Origin of the sequence: Mesorhizobium sp. LNJC405B00, from assembly GCF_000502615.1 — a bacterium.
In the GTDB taxonomy this organism is placed as follows: Bacteria; Pseudomonadota; Alphaproteobacteria; order Rhizobiales; family Rhizobiaceae; genus Mesorhizobium.
Genome location: NZ_AYWC01000023.1, coordinates 1 through 18,222 on the forward strand (window position 1 = coordinate 1; position 18,222 = coordinate 18,222).

Below are 18,222 nucleotides of genomic sequence, written 5' to 3' on the forward strand. Positions count from 1 at the left end.
TCCGACTTTCCGCCCTTCTCCTCGGCCAGCGCCATGGCGATGTTGGCGGGATCGCACTGGCCGTCGAGCGGCAGATGCACGGCGCCGACCACGTCGGACACGTTCAGATGCGGGTACATTGCCTTGACTTCACCAGGCGAGATCTCGCGCACATCGACATCGAAGGCGCGGGCGAGCGAGGCCTGCCGGTAAATCTCGTGCTTGCGCTCCTCGGTCAGCGCCACGGTGATCGAGCCGACCTGGCGCATGCCGGTGCCGACTTCCGTTTCGGCCTCCAGCTTGACGTAGAGGTCGGCCGAATATTTCGCCAGTCGCGTCATGTTCTGCGAGCCGCGCAGCTGCCCGATCAGCCCAGCGGCGTGCCAGGTCGTGCCCGAGGTCAGCTGCTTGCGTTCGAGCAAGACGACGTCGGTCCAGCCGAGCTTGGCCAGATGATAAGCGACCGAGCAGCCGGACACGCCGCCGCCGATGATCACGGCGCGGGATTTGGACGGAACAATCAAGCGGTCTTACTCCCGTTACCAGACTAATCCGTGCGGGCAACCAAACGGCCGTCGATGCAGTCAGCTCAGCGATCTCGTGACCATCCAATCCTGTAAATGCATCCAGTTTGCTTGCCCTCGACACTTTTAACGTAACCAAGCACCACATCGTTTGTGGCGACGGCCTTCGAACCCTGAAAGTAGGGACTGTAGAGCCGAGACGACTCCTCGAGCATAGTCGGACTTACCAGATTGATCCGCCGATCTTGGCGAAGCTCAATTGCAGCACTTCGGACAAATCCCTCGAGCGCGCCATTGACCATCGCGGATGATGTTCCGAGCGGTATCGGATCGTCGTTCGTTGGACCGGAGGTCAACGTGAACGATCCTTCCTCACGAAGGAATCCAAGTCCAAGTCTGACAAGGTTCACCTGCCCTATGAGTTTGCTTTGCAAGCCGATTGCATATTGCTCAATGGTGAACTCCGCGAGCGGGCCGAAATGAACCGTGCCCGCTGTGCATACCAGGGCATCGAACTCGCCGATCTGGCTGAACATTCGACTTATGCTCGAGGGATCGTCGATATCGACCCGGAAATCGCCGGTGCTTCGGCCGACAGCTATGACATCATGCCGTCTGCCGAGTTCGGCCGACACCGCCTTGCCGATCACGCCACTCGCACCAACATGAACTATTCTCACGAAGCCTTCCCGTCGCTCTAGACGCCCAGTGGTTCAAGCGAACGGCGAAGCTGCGCTTCTTGATCTGCCGATAGCTTTCTCAATGGGCTGCGAACATTCCCTGTTCCGTAGCCGCGCAGTTGCGCCGCTCGAAGTACCGACGGCGTATAGGGCGACCTCCAGATAAAGAGCAACGAGGGCAACATGCGCTGCCAGAGCGCTAGCGCCTGTTCGTATTCCTTGCGGTCTACCAATCTATATAGCTCGACCGCTTCAGAAGGCATGTAATTCGCACCGCCCCATATGACCCCGCGTGCCCCGGCCATCAGCGCGTAGAGTGTGGTGGTGTCGCAGCCATTGAGGACCGTGCCGCTTGTCTGCAGGTATTCCTGATGGACAGTAAAGTCCCCTGCACTGTCCTTGATGTAGTTGAAGTTCTTCAACTGGCTCAGGCGCTCAAACAGCTGTGGTGAAACCGAAATGCCGGTGGCCTGTGGAATGTTGTAGCCGACCAGGTCGATACCTAGTTCAGCATCGACCGCTTTGTAGAAGTCGAAGATTCCCTGCTCATCACTCGGACCCTCCAGGTAGGGTGGCAGCACCATCAATGCGTCGGCGCCGACGGACTCCGCGTGACGCGACCTTCTGATGACTTCGTCCATATTCAAAGCGGAGGTCTGGCAAATGACGTTGCAGCGACCAGCTATTCGCTTTGCGCCTACTTCGTAGAGGCGGTTGCACTCGGCCTCGGTAAGATAGGGATGTTGCCCGGTCCCTGCGCCAAGCACCAGCCCGTGAACACCTGCGGCGACGTACTTGTCGATCAGATCCTCGAAAATCGAATAGTTGATCGCACCATTCTCATCGAACGGTGTTTGCATTGCCAGATTTATGCCCTTCAGGTCCGCCATGATCTCTCTCGTTGTATCTAGACTTCAGCGCCGGCCTGTCGGAAACGGACGGCGGTTAGGATTCGAACGCCCATCGCTGTGACAGGCCTGGGATACGGCTTGCTGGGACTTGCGCGAGTCTTGAGGATGTCGACTACCGGCGACGATCGCGCTGACGCCAGGTCGGCTATGGCCTTGCCGAAGGCAGCTCCTCGCGCGACGCCTGTACCGTTGCAGAATGCGGCGCCGTAGACCTTCTCCGCCAACTCGCCGAAGACCATTCCGCCATTTTGCGCGAGAGTAAGAAGGCCACCCCAACTGGCCTCGAAGCCCATCGACGAGAGCTCCGGCCACCGCCGATCTAATGCGATCTGCTGCTGCACCCGTGCCTTCATCACGTCCTGCGTGGTGGTCTTGAAGTCAGTCGCATAGGAATAGACGTTGCGAAGGAACAGCCGGTTGTCGATCGTGCGACGAACCGTCGTGCCGAAGCTGTTGGCTGGGATAAGTCCGTAGGCTCTCTTATTCCCCACCTGCGAAAGCTCGCTCTCGGTGAGCTGTCGTGTCATGCTCGCAAATGTGTACAGCGGTATGGCGCGGTTGTCGAAGAAACCGAACTTGGTCAGATAGCCTGACGCGCAGATGATGACCTTCGACGCCCTGATAGTTCCGGTGGGGGTCTCGCAGACGTGCTTCGGTGCCCCGAACTGCACCGCCACGATGGGGGTGTTTTCGTGAACGGTGACGTTCGCAGGCAGGCTTCTTGTCGCATTCTGGAGATATTTCGCAGGCTGGACCAAGACGGTGCCGGGATGATGCAAGGCTTTGATGTAGTGCTTGCTGCCGGTGATCGCCTGAATTTCGGGGGTCTCCACCCAGCTGTAGTTCTGGCCAAGCTTATCCAGCGCCTCCGAAAAGCGGTGCAGGTCCTCCACGCCGTGAGCGGTGGCCGCGCTGTGGTATTTTCCCTGCGCGTCCCAGTCGCAATCGACCCCATGCTCTTCGACAGCGCTTCGGATGTAGGCGATCCCGTCCAGGTTAACGAACAGCTCTTCCTTGTTCCCTTTGATGTCTTCGACGAAATCGCGCTTCCGAGGGTTATGCGCGAGATCGATGACGAAACCCATGCACCGTCCGGATGCATTGTTGCCAATGCGGCCGGCATCTACCAGGACAACCGAAGACTGCGGGTTGAGTTCGGCAAATCGACGGGCCGCGTGCAGCCCCATCCAGCCGCCGCCAATCACCAGGCAGTCACATGCAACGTCGCCTTCTTGAGGTAGCAGCGCCAACTCCGGCCCTGACGTAGTGTACCAGCCGGACATAGTCAGTTCGGGATGGGGTGGCTGAACGACTTTGCGCTCTTTCGTCATCGTTTGGTTGAACGAATTCACTGCCAACTCGCTGGGTTCAGGCGACCGATGACGAAGGCTTGGCAACAATCCGCGGTCGCATTGTTTCCCTGTTCGAATAGACCAGTTGGCGGGCATCTCGTAGACGGAAAAGATGGCGTCTGATATAGAACTGCTTCATGTCAAAGCTTCGTAGCCTGGTGCCTTCGACGCATTCGCTTTTTGTCTTCGAAGCGGCTGCCCGAACCCTGAGTTTCAAAAGCGCAGCCAGCGAGCTCAACGTGACGCAACCGAGCGTCTCGCACTCGATCAAGTCGTTCGAGAAGCATTGCGGGACCGCGCTCTTTGCCCGTGATAATCGAGGCGTACAGCTGACGGAGGCTGGCCGGCAGCTCTACGATGAGGTGCGCACCAGTTTCCGCCGTCTGGAACAGAGGCTTGAGACCATCTCCGATCGCGGAAAGAAATACATCACTTTTGCTGCGTCGACATCCCTAGCCGCACATTGGCTTGCGCCTCAACTCTATCATTTCCAGGAAGAACATCCGGACGTTATGATCAAGGTTGTCGCCACCGATCGAGATATCGAGCCCGATCACGAAGTGGACGTCACCGTATGGGTGCGCCCACGGGATTTTGACAGTACGAATAGTTGGTTCGTATGCGACGAGATCATTTTTCCCGTCTGCTCCCCCGCATATCTTCTGGCACATGTCGCTCCAAAGAGCGTCGATGAATTGGTTCGACACCAGCTCATTCATTCGTCCGATGCTTTTCGCAAGCGAATGAGCTGGCCGGAATGGGTCGCGCTTGCAGGCGGAGATGCCAACGAGACAAAGCCTAACATTGTATTCAATGACTATCAGCTGACGCTTCAAGCAGCTCTTGCAGGCGAAGGAATCGCATTGGGATGGTCCCTGACCGCCCAACACCTGCTCAACAACCGCCAGCTGGTTCGGCCCATCGCGACCGAGATCAAGACCGACCGCGCCTTCTTCCTCTTGTCAAATGAAGATGCCGGCAAAAACAAGAAGTGCAAGGTTCTTGTGGACTGGTTCCTCGCTCAGTCGAAGGAATTGCGCCCTTAGACCGGCTACCGGCGTCGCGCCCCGGTTCCTTACCCCGCCGCGTCGGCTATCCTTACCAGGTAACCGGCACCTGCGCCGTCGACCCAGGTATAAACTGAGTTTAACGCCAGCGAAACCTTTTGCGAGTCCTCAGGGCGTTCGCCGAACCCTATCATCAAAGTCAATGAGCAGAACCGCGTTCCTTACGCGGACCGAAGAAGGCTCTTTTGACGGCGACCTTTTGCGCCGCTCTGGGAAAACGCGATGTTGGACACTGATACTCCCGCAATCCGGCGCCGCGGAGGACGCGCGTCGGTCGTAGCCGCCCGGGAAGCAGAGAAGAGGCCTCGCGTCTCGACCATCAGATACGGCATTCGGCCTGTGGAGGCCGTCACGGCTGAGCAGCTTGAGCGCATTCACCAGGCTTCGTTGGCGATCTTGCGCGAGATCGGAATCGAATTCCGCGATGAAACGGCGATCCGGCAATGGAAGGAGGCTGGCGCCGACGTCCAAGGCCAGCGTGTGCGCCTCGATGGCGAGATGCTGATGCATCTGATCTCCAAGGCGCCATCCCGTTTTGAGATGACATCTCGCGATCCGTCACAGCGTTTCGAGATCGCGCCGGACACAATGACCTTCGGCGCCATGCAAGGCGCGCCAAACGTCCGTGACCTTCAGGGTGTGCGACGCGCATCCACGATCGAGGATCTGCGGAACATGAACCGGCTGACCCAGATGCTGCCGGGGTTCCATATCGCCGGCGGGTTCACCTGTGAGCCGACCGACATCGCTGTTCCATGGCGCCATTTGCACATCAACCATTCGAGCCTGGTGGAAACCAACATGCCCTTCTTCGGTCTGACGACCGGGAGACAGCGAGCCGAGGACTCGATCGCCATGGGGCAGATCGTCCATGGCACGGCTTTTATGGACCAGAACGCGGTGATGATGGGGCACGTATCGGGAAACTCACCGCTGGTTTGGGATTCGACCATGCTGGAAGGGCTCCGCGCTTTCGTCGAAGCGAACCAGGTCGTCCTGCTGTCGCCTTTTGTGCTCGGTGCCGCAAACACTCCCGCCGACATCCCGGCCACAATCGCCCAGTTGAACGCCGAGGCGCTGGCAGCGCTCGCCTACACCCAGTTGGTCAGGCCCGGCGCCAAAATGATCTATGGGCAATATTCAGTGTCGGTGTCGATGCGCAGCGGCGCCCCGATGTCCGGCATGCCCGAAGTCACTCTGATCAACGCCGTCATCGGCCAACTGGCAAGGCGGTATGGTCTGCCGTGGCGAACGACTGCATCCCAGTCATCCGCCAAGACCTTTGATGCTCAGTCCGGCTACGAGTCGGCGATCGCCTACATGTCAGGGGCGAGCGCATGCGCGAACCTGATGATGCATGCAGGCGGCTGGGATGAGGCCGGCCTCGTATGCTGCATGGCGAAGTTTGTCGCCGATGCCGAACAGAATTTGCTGATCGAAAAATACGCGCAGGGGATTTCTTTCGAGCATTTCGACGACGCTCTCGAGGCCGTGCGGCGCATCGGTCCCGGTGGCCACTATCTCGGAGATTCCTTCACGCTCAAGCGCTTCAAGGACGCATTCTTCGCGCCGGAGATCCTCGATTACCTCAGCTACGAGCAGTGGAAGGTCAAAGGCTCCAAGGACATGGCGCAGCGCTGCCGTGAGAAGGCGAAATCGATCATCACGAGCTACGAGCAACCGCCGATGGACCCTGCCGTGCGCGAGGAGCTCGATGCTTTCGTGGCGAAACGCCAGGAGGAGATTTCGCCAAGCATTGCCTGACGCTCTGCCTCCGACTCGACCAACAAAGTCAATCAAACGGCAACACAACAAGGGAGAACAAAATGGGATTTTTCAAAAGCAATGGGGACCGCATACCCGCAGCGATCGAGGACATGGCGGGTGAGGTCAAGGCTGGCAGGATGGATAGGCGCGAGTTTCTGGCGCTCGCAAGCACCTTCGGCGCCTCCGCAGCGATGGCTTATGGCCTGATTGGAGTGGCCCTGCCCCAAACGGCGCGTGCAGCCGAACCAAACAAGGGCGGCACCCTACGCGTCTCCATGCCTGTCAAGGCGCAGAAGGATCCCCGCACCTACGACTGGGTGGAAATGGCCAACATTACACGGAGCTGGCTCGAGCCCCTTGTGACTTACACGCACAAGTTCACGTTCGAACCCGTCCTGCTCGAAAGCTGGGAGGTCAACGACGACGCCACCGAGTATACGCTCCACGTCCGCAAGGGCGTCACTTGGAACAACGGCGACGCGTTCGACGCCGATGACGTGGTCTTTAATATCACTCGCTGGTGCGACAAGGGTGTATCGGGCAATTCAATGGCGTCCCGTGTCGGTGCCCTGATGGACGCCAAGTCCGGCAAGGCGCGCGACGGCGCGATCGTCAAAGTCGACGACCACACGGTCAAGCTGAAGCTTAGCCAACCCGATATCGCAATTATCGCCAATCTTACCGACTACCCTGGACTGATCGTGCATCGCGACTTCGACAAGGACGGCGCCGATCCGATCAAGACGCCGATCGGCACCGGAGCGTTCGAGCTCGTCTCGTACTCGGTCGGCAGCAAGGCTGAGGTAAAGCGCCGGACCAATGGCAAGTGGTGGGGCGGCGAGGCCCTGCTCGACGGCGTACAGTTCATCGACTACGGAACCGACTTCCAGGCGACGGTGTCGGCATTCGACTCCGGCGAGGTCGACATGAACCTCGAAACGCCGGCGGACTTCATCGACATCCTGAATAAGATGGACGTGGTCAAGTCGGAGGTCGCCACCGCGACGACGTTGGTATGCCGCACCAACACGACGAACAAACCGTATGACGACAAGAAAGTCCGCAACGCTCTTCAAATGGCAGTCGACAACAATGCCGTTCTTCAACTCGGCTACAATGGCCGCGGCGTCGTCGGTGAGAACCACCATGTCAGCCCGATCCACCCTGAATACTATGCGTTGCCAGAGAAGGCGCGCGATCTCGATGGCGCCAAGAAGGTGATGGCAGACTCGGGACACGCCAACTTCGAGCACGAGCTGATTTCCATCGACGAGGAGTGGCAGAAGAATACCGGCGACGCGATTGCGGCCCAGTTGCGCGAGGCTGGCTTCAAGGTGAAGCGCACGGTGCTTCCAGGCTCCACATTCTGGAACGACTGGGCGAAATACCCGTATTCCCTGACCGTCTGGTACATGCGGCCGCTGGGCGTCCAGGTGCTCGCTTTGGCTTATCGGACCGGCGAGGCATGGAATGAGACCGCCTACGCTAATCCTGATTTCGATGCCAAGCTCAAAACGGCGTTCTCGGTCAGCGATCCCGCCAAGCGGAAAGAACTTATGAAGGACCTCGAAACCATCTTGCAGGACTCCGGCGTGATCATCCAGCCATTCTGGCAGAGCCTCTTTGGTCACATGAGCAAGAAGGTCCAGAACTACGCGATCCATCAGACTTTCCAGATGGATCTGCAGAAGGTCTGGCTGGCAGCCTGATCAACTCCCAGGGCTGAGCCGGAAGCCTGGTCGGTGCCCATTCATCACGAAGGGGTACCGATCTTTTGAATTCGTAGATCGGACGATTACCAAATGGCTGACGAAGAGATCATCCTTTCCGAGCTTTCCGACGACGAGTTGGTGCAGCAGATGCACGACGACCTCTATGACGGGCTGAAGGAAGAGATCGAGGAAGGCACCAACATCCTGCTCGAGCGTGGCTGGGTGCCCTACAAGGTGCTGACCGAAGCGCTGGTCGAAGGCATGCGCATCGTCGGCGAGGATTTTCGCGACGGCATCCTGTTCGTTCCCGAAGTGCTGCTCTCCGCCAACGCGATGAAGGCCGGCATGTTCATCCTGCGGCCGCTGCTCGCCGCCACCGGCGCGCCCAAGCAGGGCAAGATGGTGATCGGCACCGTCAAGGGCGACATCCACGACATCGGCAAGAACCTCGTCGGCATGATGATGGAGNGGCAAGATGGTGATCGGCACCGTCAAGGGCGACATCCACGACATCGGCAAGAACCTCGTCGGCATGATGATGGAGGGCGCCGGCTTCGACGTCATCGACCTCGGCATCAACAATGCGGTCGAGAAATACATGGCAGCGATTGAAGAGCACCAGCCCGACATCATCGGCATGTCGGCGCTGCTGACCACGACCATGCCCTACATGAAGGTCGTCATCGACACGATGAAGGAAAAGGGCATTCGCGACGACTATGTCGTGCTGGTTGGCGGCGCGCCGCTCAACGAGGAATNTCGACACGATGAAGGAAAAGGGCATTCGCGACGACTATGTCGTGCTGGTTGGCGGCGCGCCGCTCAACGAGGAATTCGGCAAGGCCGTCGGCGCCGATGCCTATTGCCGCGACGCGGCGGTAGCGGTCGAGACCGCCAAGGATTTCATGAAGCGCAAGCACAACGTCCGCAACTGAGTACCCAATACTGCCGATACCCGCAGAACAGAGGCACAGGCATTCTTTGCCGAACCCAAGAGACTTCGCCAACATGTCCTCGTTTTCGATCATCAGTCACAAAATCGATCCCACTAGGGGAGAGATCGCGCGAAGGCCTGATGGGAGCATCGACGACAATGATCGTGTCGAAATAGGACCGACGGACATCGCGTTTGCCGAGTGGGCTGCATTGGGTCTCTCGGCTCCCACCCTCGATCGGATGAGAAGCACGCGCCTCCAACGGATCGTGAGCCAGCTACGCAAGCGGGACTACGCCGGCGTGCTATGCTTCGATCCACTGAACATCCGATATGCAACTGACTCCTCGAACATGCATCTTTGGATCACGCACAATCCGTCACGGGCCGTTTTTGTTTCAGCAGATGGCTACGTTGTTCTTTGGGACCTCCATCACTGCGGGCACCTTTCGGAGCATCTGCTATTGGTGAACGAGATTCGCATGGACGGTGCGGGCTTTTACTATTTCGCGGCTGGCGATCAGGAGGAAGCCGTTGCCAAAAGTTTTGCAGGGCAAATTGATGAGTTGTTGCGAACGCATGGGGGCAAGAACCGCCGCCTTGCAGTCGATAAGATCGAGATCCCCGGCTTGCGCGCACTGGACGCCGCCGGCATCGAGATCTGCAACGGTATGCAACTCATGGAGCATGCAAGGGCTGTAAAGGGTATCGACGAGATCAATGCCATGCGCTGCTCCCTGGCAACGTGCGAAATCGCGGTTGCGAAAATGCGCCAGCTTTTGCGACCAGGTATTGCAGAAACCGAATTGTGGTCAGTTCTCCATGCAGAAAACATCGCGCGCGGAGGCGAATGGATCGAGACACGAATACTCACTTCTGGCCCGAGGACAAATCCCTGGATGCAGGAAGCAGGACCCCGAAGGATAGCGGCAGGAGATCTGGTTGCCTTCGATACCGATATGGTGGGACCATATGGTATGTGCGCAGACTTTTCGCGAACCTGGTTTTGCGGTGAAGGGCGCCCCAGCGATGAACAACGCAGACTTCACGCCATAGCTCTTGAGCACATAACGACCAACATGGAACTTTTGCGGCCAGGCATCGCCTTCACTGAGCTCACCCAGCGCGGCCACAAATTACCTGAAGAATTCGTAGATCAACGATACGGGGTCATGATGCATGGTATCGGGCTGTGTGACGAATATCCTGCGATCTATTACCCTCAAGATTTCATTCCGGGAGCGTTCGACTACATCCTCGAGCCAGGCATGACATTGTGCGTAGAGGCTTACATTGGTGCCGTCGGGGGCCGTGAAGGCGTAAAACTCGAAGAGCAGGTCCTGATAACCGAGGACGGGTACGAGAAGCTCACGAGGTGTCCTTTCGACGCTGCATTGATCAGTTGAGCCGCTGTCTCCAGGTCTGGTTTCGATGTCGGTGGCATTGGCGGCCGAACCATCGCCCTCCTGCTATTCGACGACCAACCCCATGCCACGCCAAGGTTGGTTGCTGTGGAGCAAGCTGATCAGATACCGGGAAACTGCCTTTGGAGGCCGTGCCGACTCGACTCTTCAGATACTTCCCGGCTGCGCGTTGTCGGCCATTCCTGACGACGCACAAGCCGCTCTCCCTGCCTGTGCGCAAACGGCGATTCCCCATAGGTGGCTTTGTACAGCCTGGAAAAATGACCGTGGCTCGCAAACCCGCAAGCGAAGGCAACTTCCGTTACAGCGGTTTCCGTCTGCAGGATCAAATGTCGCGCGCGCTCGAGCCGGATTTCCAAGAAATACTTCTTGGGTGTCGTTTGGAGGTACCTCTCGAAGAGACGCTGCACTTGTCTAGGCGTGATTCCGATGCGGCGGGCGATCTCAGCGGCCGACGGCGGTTCCTCGATTCGCTCGCGCATGATCTGAATGGCCTCGATCAAATGCCTGCTTCGGATGCCGCTGCGCGCCTGTAGCGAGAAGCCCTGTACAGAGCTGGCGGTGCGAACGCCGCTGTAAACCATCTGCTCCGCCACGGCGATCGAGAGATCTCGGCCGTGCTTCCTCTCAATCAGGTGAAGCATCAAATCCGTGGCAGCAGTGCCGCCTGACGCGGTGATGCACCTTTCGTCCGCGACGAATACGCTGCGGACCAAGTCTACTTGAGGAAATTCCTGGCGGAAACTGTCATGGTACTCCCAATGGATTGCGGCGCGCGCACCATCCAGAAGGCCGGCCCGGGCCAGGATGTGTGCACCCGAGCACAAGGCCCCGATTTGCACGCCGCGGGCGCGCTCCCGTCTTACTGCCGAGACCAGCAGGCGGATATCTTTGTGCTGCATGTCTATTCCAGAGAGCACGAACAGCATGTCACAAGCCGGAAGCCTATCGAACCTGTGATGCACCTTGGTCTCGAAACCGTTGGAGCTTTTAGCTGATGCCCCGTCCGCCGAGGCAAGCGACCATGTGTAGAGTTGCTTTCCGCTCACAAGATTGGCCAGACGAAGCGGCTCGCTCGCGCATGAAAACGCGAAATGCGTGAAGTCATCAACCAAAGCGAACAAAAAACGTTGGGGCGTCTGCGATCGTGCCAAGCCTGGTTCGAGGGACTTTTGACGCACAAGATTGTAATCAGGCTGCTCGATCCTGGCTTGCTGAGCGTGCTGCCTTGTGCCGGCTGAAACTCTTGTCTCCCTGCCGGCAAAGGCGGCGTCGGATAGCTTACCGAGCTTATTGTCTGACGTATTGCCCCCGACAATCGGATGGCGGATCCCGGTCATTTCACCTCCGCCTCGCCTTCCGATGAGATGGCCGCCGTGATCAGGCGCAGGGAAACCGCTCCGATAGGGCGATCACTGTCATCAATGATGATAGCCGTATCGAAGGATGAACTCGTCAGTTCTCCGGCGGCGACCTCGAGCGTCGTACCGGACTTCAACTTTGGCATTGAACCGGTGTCGGATTGTCCGGGCGCCTCCATCACCGCGTCCACCTTCAGGTAACGCGCGCGGTTCACATCCTTGATGAAGCGCTTGATGTAGTCGTCGGCAGGGTGAATTAGGATACGCTGGCTGTCACCTTGTTGGATGATCTCCCCGTCACGTAGAATCGCGATCGAATCGCCAAGCCGAAGTGCCTCGTCGAGGTCGTGAGTTATGAACACCACGGTCTTTTTCAGTTCCTTTTGCAATTCCAGCAACATCTTCTGCATGTCGGTTCGGATCAGCGGATCAAGAGCCGAGTAGGCTTCATCCATCAGCAGAATGGAGGCGTCGTTGCTCAGGGCGCGAGCGAGTCCGACCCGCTGCTGCATACCGCCCGACAACTCATTGGGATAGCGCGCTTCAAACCCATTGAGACCGACCCGTTCGATCCAGCGCATGCCGATCTCGCGGCTTTTGGCCTTATCCATCCCGCGCACTTCCAACCCGAACGTCACGTTGTCGATGACGCTGCGGTGCGGCAGCAGGCCAAACCGCTGGAAAACCATGGCCGTATGGGTGCGCCGAAACTCACGCAGCTCCGTTTCCGGCATGTCCAGGACGTTGCGCCCGTTAACAAGTATGGAACCGGAGGTTGGTTCGATCAGCCGATTGACGTGGCGGATCAGAGTCGACTTCCCGGACCCCGAAAGGCCCATGACGACCTGGATCTTACCTCCCTGCATCGAGATATTGATATTGTTCAGGCCCAGAATATGCCCATGGACCTTGCTCAGTTCGGTCTTCGTCAGACCGTTCTTAATCGAAGCGACGTACTGCCGAGGCGAAGGCCCGAATATCTTGTAGAGATCACGAATCTCGATCGAAGTTTCATTGCTGCTCATGCCGCGCCGCCTCGGTGCTTCTGCAGCCGCTGACCATATGCCTGGCTGATCCTGTCGAAGATGATGGCGATGCCGACGATAGCGAAGCCATTGAATATTCCCTGTGTGAAATACTGGTTGGCGATGGCCTGAAGCACGTTGAGCCCAAGGCCTTGCACGCCGATCATAGAGGCGATGACCACCATACCCAGCGCCATCATGATGGTCTGGTTGATACCGGCCATGATCGTGGGCATCGCGAGTGGAAACTGAACCTTCCAGAGCTTCTGGGAGCGTGAGCAGCCATAGGCGTCGGCCGCCTCGAGCACTTCCTTATCGACAAGCCGGATGCCAAGGTCGGTGAGGCGGATGATCGGCGGGATGGCATAGATAACGACGGCAATGAAACCGGGCACGCGGCCGATGCCGAGCAGCATGACAACGGGAATGAGGTAAACGAACGGCGGCATGGTCTGCATGACGTCGAGGAGTGTCTTAAGGACGCCGCCGAAACGCTCCAAGCGGTTCATCATGATGCCCAGGGGAATGCCGATACCGATGGAGAAGATCGTCGCGGCGAAAACAAGCGAGATCGTCAGCATCGCATCGTGCCAGAGGCCCAGTAGACCGATAGCGATCAGCGTGCCGACCACTCCCGCGACCACGCTCCATTTATGGGACGCAAACCAAGCGATGCCGGCGAGCACCAGAATGATGAGCGGCCACGGCGCACCTGTCATGACGTTCTCAAAGAAAGTCAGCATACGCTGCAGTGGATAGAAAGAGTTCTCGATAGACTGGCCATACAGGCGAGTCAGCGCTTTGAGAGAACCGTCAATGCCGCGCTTGATAGCGAGAAGAGCCTCGGGACTTACCTGAGGGAACTTGAACAGCCAATCCATCTCTATTCCCCCTTCTGCGCCACCTTGCGCCGAAACCGTGCATGCCGGATCGGCGGCGGCGAATTTGAGTTCCGCCGTGTCCATCGCACGGGCAAAGGGCATTTTGGTCCGTGGGCTTGCGATCCGGGAGGCCCCGGAGTCGCCGGGGCCTCCCGGTAGTCTCAGGTTTTAGAGAGCGGCCTTGACCTTCGCTGCGACCTCGGCGGGAACCCACTTCTCCCAAACTTCCGGCATGTTCTTCAGGAACCACTTGGCACCATCGGCACCGTTTGCCTGGTTATCGGTCATCCAAGCCATCACCTTGCTAACCTCTGCCTGGTTCCAGCTGCGCTTGGCCAAGTAGTCTTTGACAGCCGCATCGGCGCGATCCGAAAACGACTTGCTTGCCAACGTGACCATCTCGGCCTGCTTCCAATAGTTCGGCTTCGGGTCTGGGCAGTCCTGCTTGGAGGTGCAGCGTGCCCATTCAGCTTCATCGTGTGCCATCTCGAGGCGCACCATTGGGTATTTGACGAGAAGGGAGGTCGGCGCCCAGTATTGGGTGATAAAGCCCTGCTTCTGCTCATATGCCTTGGAAATGGCACCATCGAGAGCAGCGGCCGATCCGGTCGGCACCATGACGAAGTTGGGATTATTCAGAGCCTTGAAGAGCTGAGCGGTGACAACGGTGTCGCCCCAGCCTTGCGGGCCCTGGATGACAGCGCCCTTCGACGAGTCCTCGCTTGAGGGGAACAGTTCTGGATGCTTCATGGCATCCTCGACTGTCTTAATGTCCGTATGCGCCTTGGCGAAGTATTCCGGAATGTACCAACCCGAAACCTGACCGTCGCTGATTGCCGTGCCAACCTGGCTGATCCGGCCTTCCTTTTCCCCATCCGTGTAGACTGCTCCAAGCAGACTCGGTGTCGCCTCAGAGGCGATATCCGGTTGGCCCTTTTCAATCATTGCGGTGATGGTCGGGACGGTATCACCGGCCACGACGGTCGCGTTGCAGCCATAGCCTGTCTGCAAAATCACCTGATCGACATTCGTCATGGCCTGGCTGGACTGCCAGCTAAACTCGCCCAATGAAACATCGCCACAATCTGCATAAGCTGACCCAGCAAAACATGTTGCAGCGATGGCGACCGTTGAAAGAAGTATATTCTTCACTTTATTCTCCTCTGCAGTGATATTAATGTAGCGATCCGACAAGCATTCCCTTGTGCATATTATAGAATACTTTTAGATTGCTGGTATAGAGCGTTTGCCTACTGCAATTTCATGATCGCAACTTGGTGAATGCTCGCCAGCTGGAATCGCAGCAGGTGATCGGCCCCAGTTCCCAGTCGCCCTTCTTGGCGATCTTACCTGTGCTAAAAAACACAAAACGAAGCTGTAGACAATATGTATTTTATCCCGCTACAAAGAACCTTCACTAAGGTTCGCGTCGAGGCGATCGGGAGCGAGGGCTATGGAAGAGGACAATCGGAGTAGGAAAGCGATCTGCCTGGATGCGCTGCGGCGGCGAATTTTGACTCAAGACCTGGAACCCGGTCTTTACGTCGACGAGACGCAACTGGCCGATGCCTATTCAATCTCGCGTCCGCCGCTTCGCGAAGTGCTGCGCCAGCTGGCCGGGGAAGGTTATCTCGTCTTGCACGAAAATCGCGGAGCTCAAGTTGCCCCGATGACGCACAAGACGTTGCGCAACTTCTTCGTTGCCGCACCGATGATCTATTCGGCTGTTTCGCGGCTGGCTGCGGAGAATGCCAAGCCGGCACAAGTGATGCGACTGAAGGATATCCAGTTGCTCTTTCGTGCCGCCATCCGCGATGGAGACACCGCAGGTAGAGCCCTTATGAACGAACGCTTCCATGCGGTGATTGGCGAGATGGCTGACAATGATTTTCTGATACCAAGCCTGCGGCGGCTGCTGATCGACCACACCCGCATCGGCATGACCTTCTACAATCCGCGCAATCCGGCACTGGCAGCGCAGCGCGCCATAGCCGCCGACCAGCACGATGAATTCATCGACTTGATCGAGGCTGCCGATTCTGACGGCTCCGCCGCCCTAGCGATTGCTCACTGGGAATTGTCTCGAACAGAAATCGAGAGTTTTGTCCGTGTGCCCAGCATCCAGATTCCTTTGGGTCGCGCACCCGTCGCCGAGTGAAAGTGAGGGAATTATGAAGTTCGAGGGTATTTACACACCTGTCATCACTCCGCATCACGACGACGGTTCGATTGATCGGGATGGTTTTGTCATGATGGTCGAGCATCTGATCGAATCTGGTGTCCAAGGCATCATCAATGGCGGATCGACCGGCGAATACTACGCCCAGACCATGGATGAACGGATCGAGATGGCCAAGCTTACCAAGGAGGTCATCGGAGATCGGGTAGAACTGATCATCGGCACCGGCGCGATCCGCTTACCCGATTCGATCACGATGGCCGACACCGCAGCGAGTATCGGCGCCTCTGCTATCCTGATCGGCTCGCCTCCCTATTCGGTCCCAACGGAACGCGAGAATGCCTTGAATGCGCTTGCCATCGACCGCGCGGCCGACCTTCCGATCATGCTCTACAACTATCCCGGCCGCATGGGCATCAACATGGGCGAAGAGTTTCTCGACAGGGTGGGGCGAAGCCGGAATTTCTGCGCCATCAAGGAAAGTTCCGGCGACATCAACCGCGTCCATCTTCTGGCGCGAGACTATCCGCATATTCAGATGTCGTGCGGGATGGACGACCAGGCGCTTGAATTCTTCGCATGGGGCGCGCGCAGCTGGGTCTGCGGCGGCTCCAACTTTTTGCCGAAAGAACACATCGCGCTTTACAAGGCTTGCGCAATCGACGGTGACTTTGACAAGGGCCGACGCATTATGTCGGCCATGCTGCCGCTGATGCGCGTGCTTGAACAAGGCGGCAAGTTCATTCAGTGCATCAAGTATGGCTGCGAGATGGCCGGCTTCAAGGCCGGCCCCCCCAGGCCGCCCCTGCGGGCGCTGAACAGGGATGATATGCGCGAGCTCGAACAGGTCGTCCAGGTACTGAAGCGGACGATCTCGAAAATCCAGGCGGAGGCATGACAATGGGCAATCTTCTCACATACGAAGAATATGCAGCGCTTGCCGCCAAGATCGAGTTCCCGACCCAGGCCTTCATAGACGGCAGCTTTCGGCCCGCGATCTCCGGAAAAACCTTCGATACGACCAATCCGGCGACTGGAAAAGTCCTTGGCAAGGTCGCGGCATGCGCCGTCGAGGACGTGGAATTCGCCGTCCAGAAAGCACGAGACGCCTTTGAGGACGGTCGCTGGTCGCGCCTGCATCCGACAGAACGCAAGCAGATACTGCTCCGCATGGCCAAGCTTATAAAGCGCAACGCCCGCGAACTCGCGGTACTCGAAAGCCTCGACAGCGGCAAGACAATCTATGACTGCGAGAACGTCGACGTGCCCGAGACGATCCACTGCTTGCAGTGGCATGCGGAGCTTATCGACAAGATCTACGATCAGGTGTCTCCAACCTCCGACAACCATATTGCAATGATCGTTCGGGAGCCGATCGGCGTCGTGGGCCTCGTACTGCCCTGGAACTTCCCACTGCTGATGCTGGCGTGGAAGATCGGTCCGGCACTTGCGGCAGGCAATTCCGTCATCGTCAAGCCAGCCAAGGAAACGACGCTGACCGCACTGCGGATTGCCGAACTCGCGATGGAAGCGGGCGTACCCGCCGGTGTATTTAATGTGCTGCCAGGTGGCGGCGCCGAAGTTGGTGAACCTCTCGGACGCCATATGGATGTAGACATGGTGTCCTTCACCGGCTCGACCGCGACAGGACGGCGATTCCCTCAATATTCGGCCGACTCCAATCTCAAGGAGGTGACCCTCGAGATGGGTGGCAAAAATCCGGCCGTGGTTCTCGACGATGCGGAGAATCTCGACCGTGTCGCCGCCCACATTGTCAACGGCGCGTTCTGGAACATGGGCGAAAACTGTAGCGCGGCCTCACGTCTTATCGTCCAGCGCGGCATCAAAGACGAGTTGATGAAACGGGTGGTGGCGCACGCTCGGGAATGGCCGATGGGCGATCCGCTCAATCCGGAAAATCGCGTCGGCGCGTTGGTCTCGAAGGCGCACTTCGACAAGGTATGTTCCTATTTCGAGAAGGGGCAAAAAGTGCTTCTCGGCGGCAAGGCCAAGGACGGCTTTGTCGAACCCACGATCATCGACGTCACAGACACGAGCTCCAGGATCGCTCGCGAGGAGGTGTTCGGCCCGGTACTTTCGGTACTCACGGTTGGCAGCTTCGAGGAGGCGATCGCGCTGGCCAACGACACGGAATACGGCCTTGCTGCATCGATCTTCACCAGCAACGTCAAGCGCGCGTTGCGCGGCGCCCGCGCCATTCGAGCGGGCACCGTGACTGTCAACTCGTTCGGCGAAGGCGACATCACGACACCCTTCGGGGGGTTCAAGTCGTCTGGCTTCGGTGGCCGTGACAATGGCATTCACGCGCACGATCAGTACACTCGCATCAAGACCATCTGGGTCGACCTTGCCAACGACGCCGACGAGGCTGTGGATTGAGCTCATACTCCGCGCGGCGCTTGCCG

15 protein-coding genes and 3 pseudogenes are annotated in these 18,222 nt (G+C 58.1%); 10 read left to right on the top strand and 8 right to left on the bottom strand.

What is annotated here, in order from left to right; all coding sequences use genetic code 11:
* The 4 genes from X756_RS0135465 to X756_RS139165 all read right to left on the bottom strand — a co-directional run.
* A partial coding sequence (locus X756_RS0135465; protein WP_156941416.1) for an FAD-binding oxidoreductase occupies positions 1-503 on the bottom strand: 503 nt, incomplete at its 3' end.
* A gap of 65 nt (positions 504-568) precedes the next feature.
* The gene (locus X756_RS1000000168150; protein WP_084569978.1) at positions 569-1,183 is read right to left on the bottom strand and encodes a short chain dehydrogenase; all 615 of its coding nucleotides are present in this window, start codon (positions 1,181-1,183) and stop codon (positions 569-571) included.
* Between the two features lie 17 nt (positions 1,184-1,200).
* On the bottom strand, positions 1,201-2,073 hold the full coding sequence (locus X756_RS139170; RefSeq protein WP_023731455.1) for a dihydrodipicolinate synthase family protein: 873 nt from the start codon (positions 2,071-2,073) through the stop codon (positions 1,201-1,203).
* 17 nt (positions 2,074-2,090) lie between these two features.
* Positions 2,091-3,446, bottom strand: a complete 1,356-nt coding sequence (locus X756_RS139165) for an FAD-binding oxidoreductase (protein WP_245264585.1) — start codon at positions 3,444-3,446, stop codon at positions 2,091-2,093.
* Positions 3,447-3,583: 137 nt separating this feature from the next.
* Here X756_RS139165 and X756_RS139160 point away from each other — a divergent pair, with 137 nt between their 5' ends.
* From X756_RS139160 to dddP, 7 genes and pseudogenes are all read left to right on the top strand, one after another.
* On the top strand, positions 3,584-4,492 hold the full coding sequence (locus X756_RS139160) for a LysR substrate-binding domain-containing protein (RefSeq protein WP_023731458.1): 909 nt from the start codon (positions 3,584-3,586) through the stop codon (positions 4,490-4,492).
* A 243-nt stretch (positions 4,493-4,735) separates the two neighbouring features.
* Positions 4,736-6,277: a trimethylamine methyltransferase family protein gene (locus tag X756_RS139155; RefSeq protein ID WP_031239487.1), complete on the top strand. Its 1,542-nt coding sequence runs from the start codon at positions 4,736-4,738 to the stop codon at positions 6,275-6,277.
* Between the two features lie 62 nt (positions 6,278-6,339).
* Complete coding sequence (locus X756_RS139150; protein WP_023731460.1) at positions 6,340-7,989, top strand: ABC transporter substrate-binding protein; 1,650 nt, start codon at positions 6,340-6,342, stop codon at positions 7,987-7,989.
* Positions 7,990-8,082: 93 nt separating this feature from the next.
* Positions 8,083-8,460: pseudogene (locus tag X756_RS1000000169005) on the top strand (B12-binding domain-containing protein); the annotation flags it as partial.
* A 1-nt stretch (position 8,461) separates the two neighbouring features.
* Positions 8,462-8,749: pseudogene (locus X756_RS1000000169010) on the top strand (cobalamin-dependent protein); the annotation flags it as partial.
* Positions 8,750-8,753: 4 nt separating this feature from the next.
* Positions 8,754-8,927: pseudogene (locus tag X756_RS1000000169015) on the top strand (cobalamin-binding protein); the annotation flags it as partial.
* A gap of 73 nt (positions 8,928-9,000) precedes the next feature.
* A complete protein-coding gene (dddP, locus tag X756_RS139145) occupies positions 9,001-10,332 on the top strand; it encodes a dimethylsulfonioproprionate lyase DddP (protein WP_023731463.1) in 1,332 nt (443 codons plus the stop codon).
* Between the two features lie 119 nt (positions 10,333-10,451).
* Here dddP and X756_RS0135475 read toward each other — a convergent pair whose 3' ends face one another.
* From X756_RS0135475 to X756_RS139130, 4 genes are all read right to left on the bottom strand, one after another.
* Positions 10,452-11,690: a GlxA family transcriptional regulator gene (locus tag X756_RS0135475; protein WP_023731464.1), complete on the bottom strand. Its 1,239-nt coding sequence runs from the start codon at positions 11,688-11,690 to the stop codon at positions 10,452-10,454.
* On the bottom strand, positions 11,687-12,736 hold the full coding sequence (locus X756_RS139140) for a betaine/proline/choline family ABC transporter ATP-binding protein (RefSeq protein WP_023731465.1): 1,050 nt from the start codon (positions 12,734-12,736) through the stop codon (positions 11,687-11,689). The genes X756_RS0135475 and X756_RS139140 overlap by 4 nt, the downstream gene beginning before the upstream one ends.
* Entirely contained in the window at positions 12,733-13,617 is an 885-nt protein-coding gene (locus X756_RS139135; RefSeq protein WP_031239491.1) for a proline/glycine betaine ABC transporter permease, read from the bottom strand. Before X756_RS139135 ends, X756_RS139140 begins: the two co-directional genes overlap by 4 nt.
* Before the next feature lie 168 nt (positions 13,618-13,785).
* Positions 13,786-14,769, bottom strand: a complete 984-nt coding sequence (locus tag X756_RS139130; RefSeq protein ID WP_031239494.1) for a glycine betaine ABC transporter substrate-binding protein — start codon at positions 14,767-14,769, stop codon at positions 13,786-13,788.
* Between the two features lie 301 nt (positions 14,770-15,070).
* Between X756_RS139130 and X756_RS139125 the strand changes: the two genes are divergently transcribed.
* Genes X756_RS139125 through X756_RS139115 form a run of 3 tightly spaced genes read left to right on the top strand, consistent with a single transcriptional unit; the run spans position 15,071 to position 18,196 of the window.
* The gene (locus X756_RS139125) at positions 15,071-15,775 is read left to right on the top strand and encodes a GntR family transcriptional regulator (RefSeq protein ID WP_023731468.1); all 705 of its coding nucleotides are present in this window, start codon (positions 15,071-15,073) and stop codon (positions 15,773-15,775) included.
* Between the two features lie 13 nt (positions 15,776-15,788).
* Entirely contained in the window at positions 15,789-16,694 is a 906-nt protein-coding gene (locus X756_RS139120) for a dihydrodipicolinate synthase family protein (protein WP_023731469.1), read from the top strand.
* Between the two features lie 2 nt (positions 16,695-16,696).
* Complete coding sequence (locus X756_RS139115) at positions 16,697-18,196, top strand: aldehyde dehydrogenase (protein WP_023731470.1); 1,500 nt, start codon at positions 16,697-16,699, stop codon at positions 18,194-18,196.
* Positions 18,197-18,222: the final 26 nt, after the last annotated feature.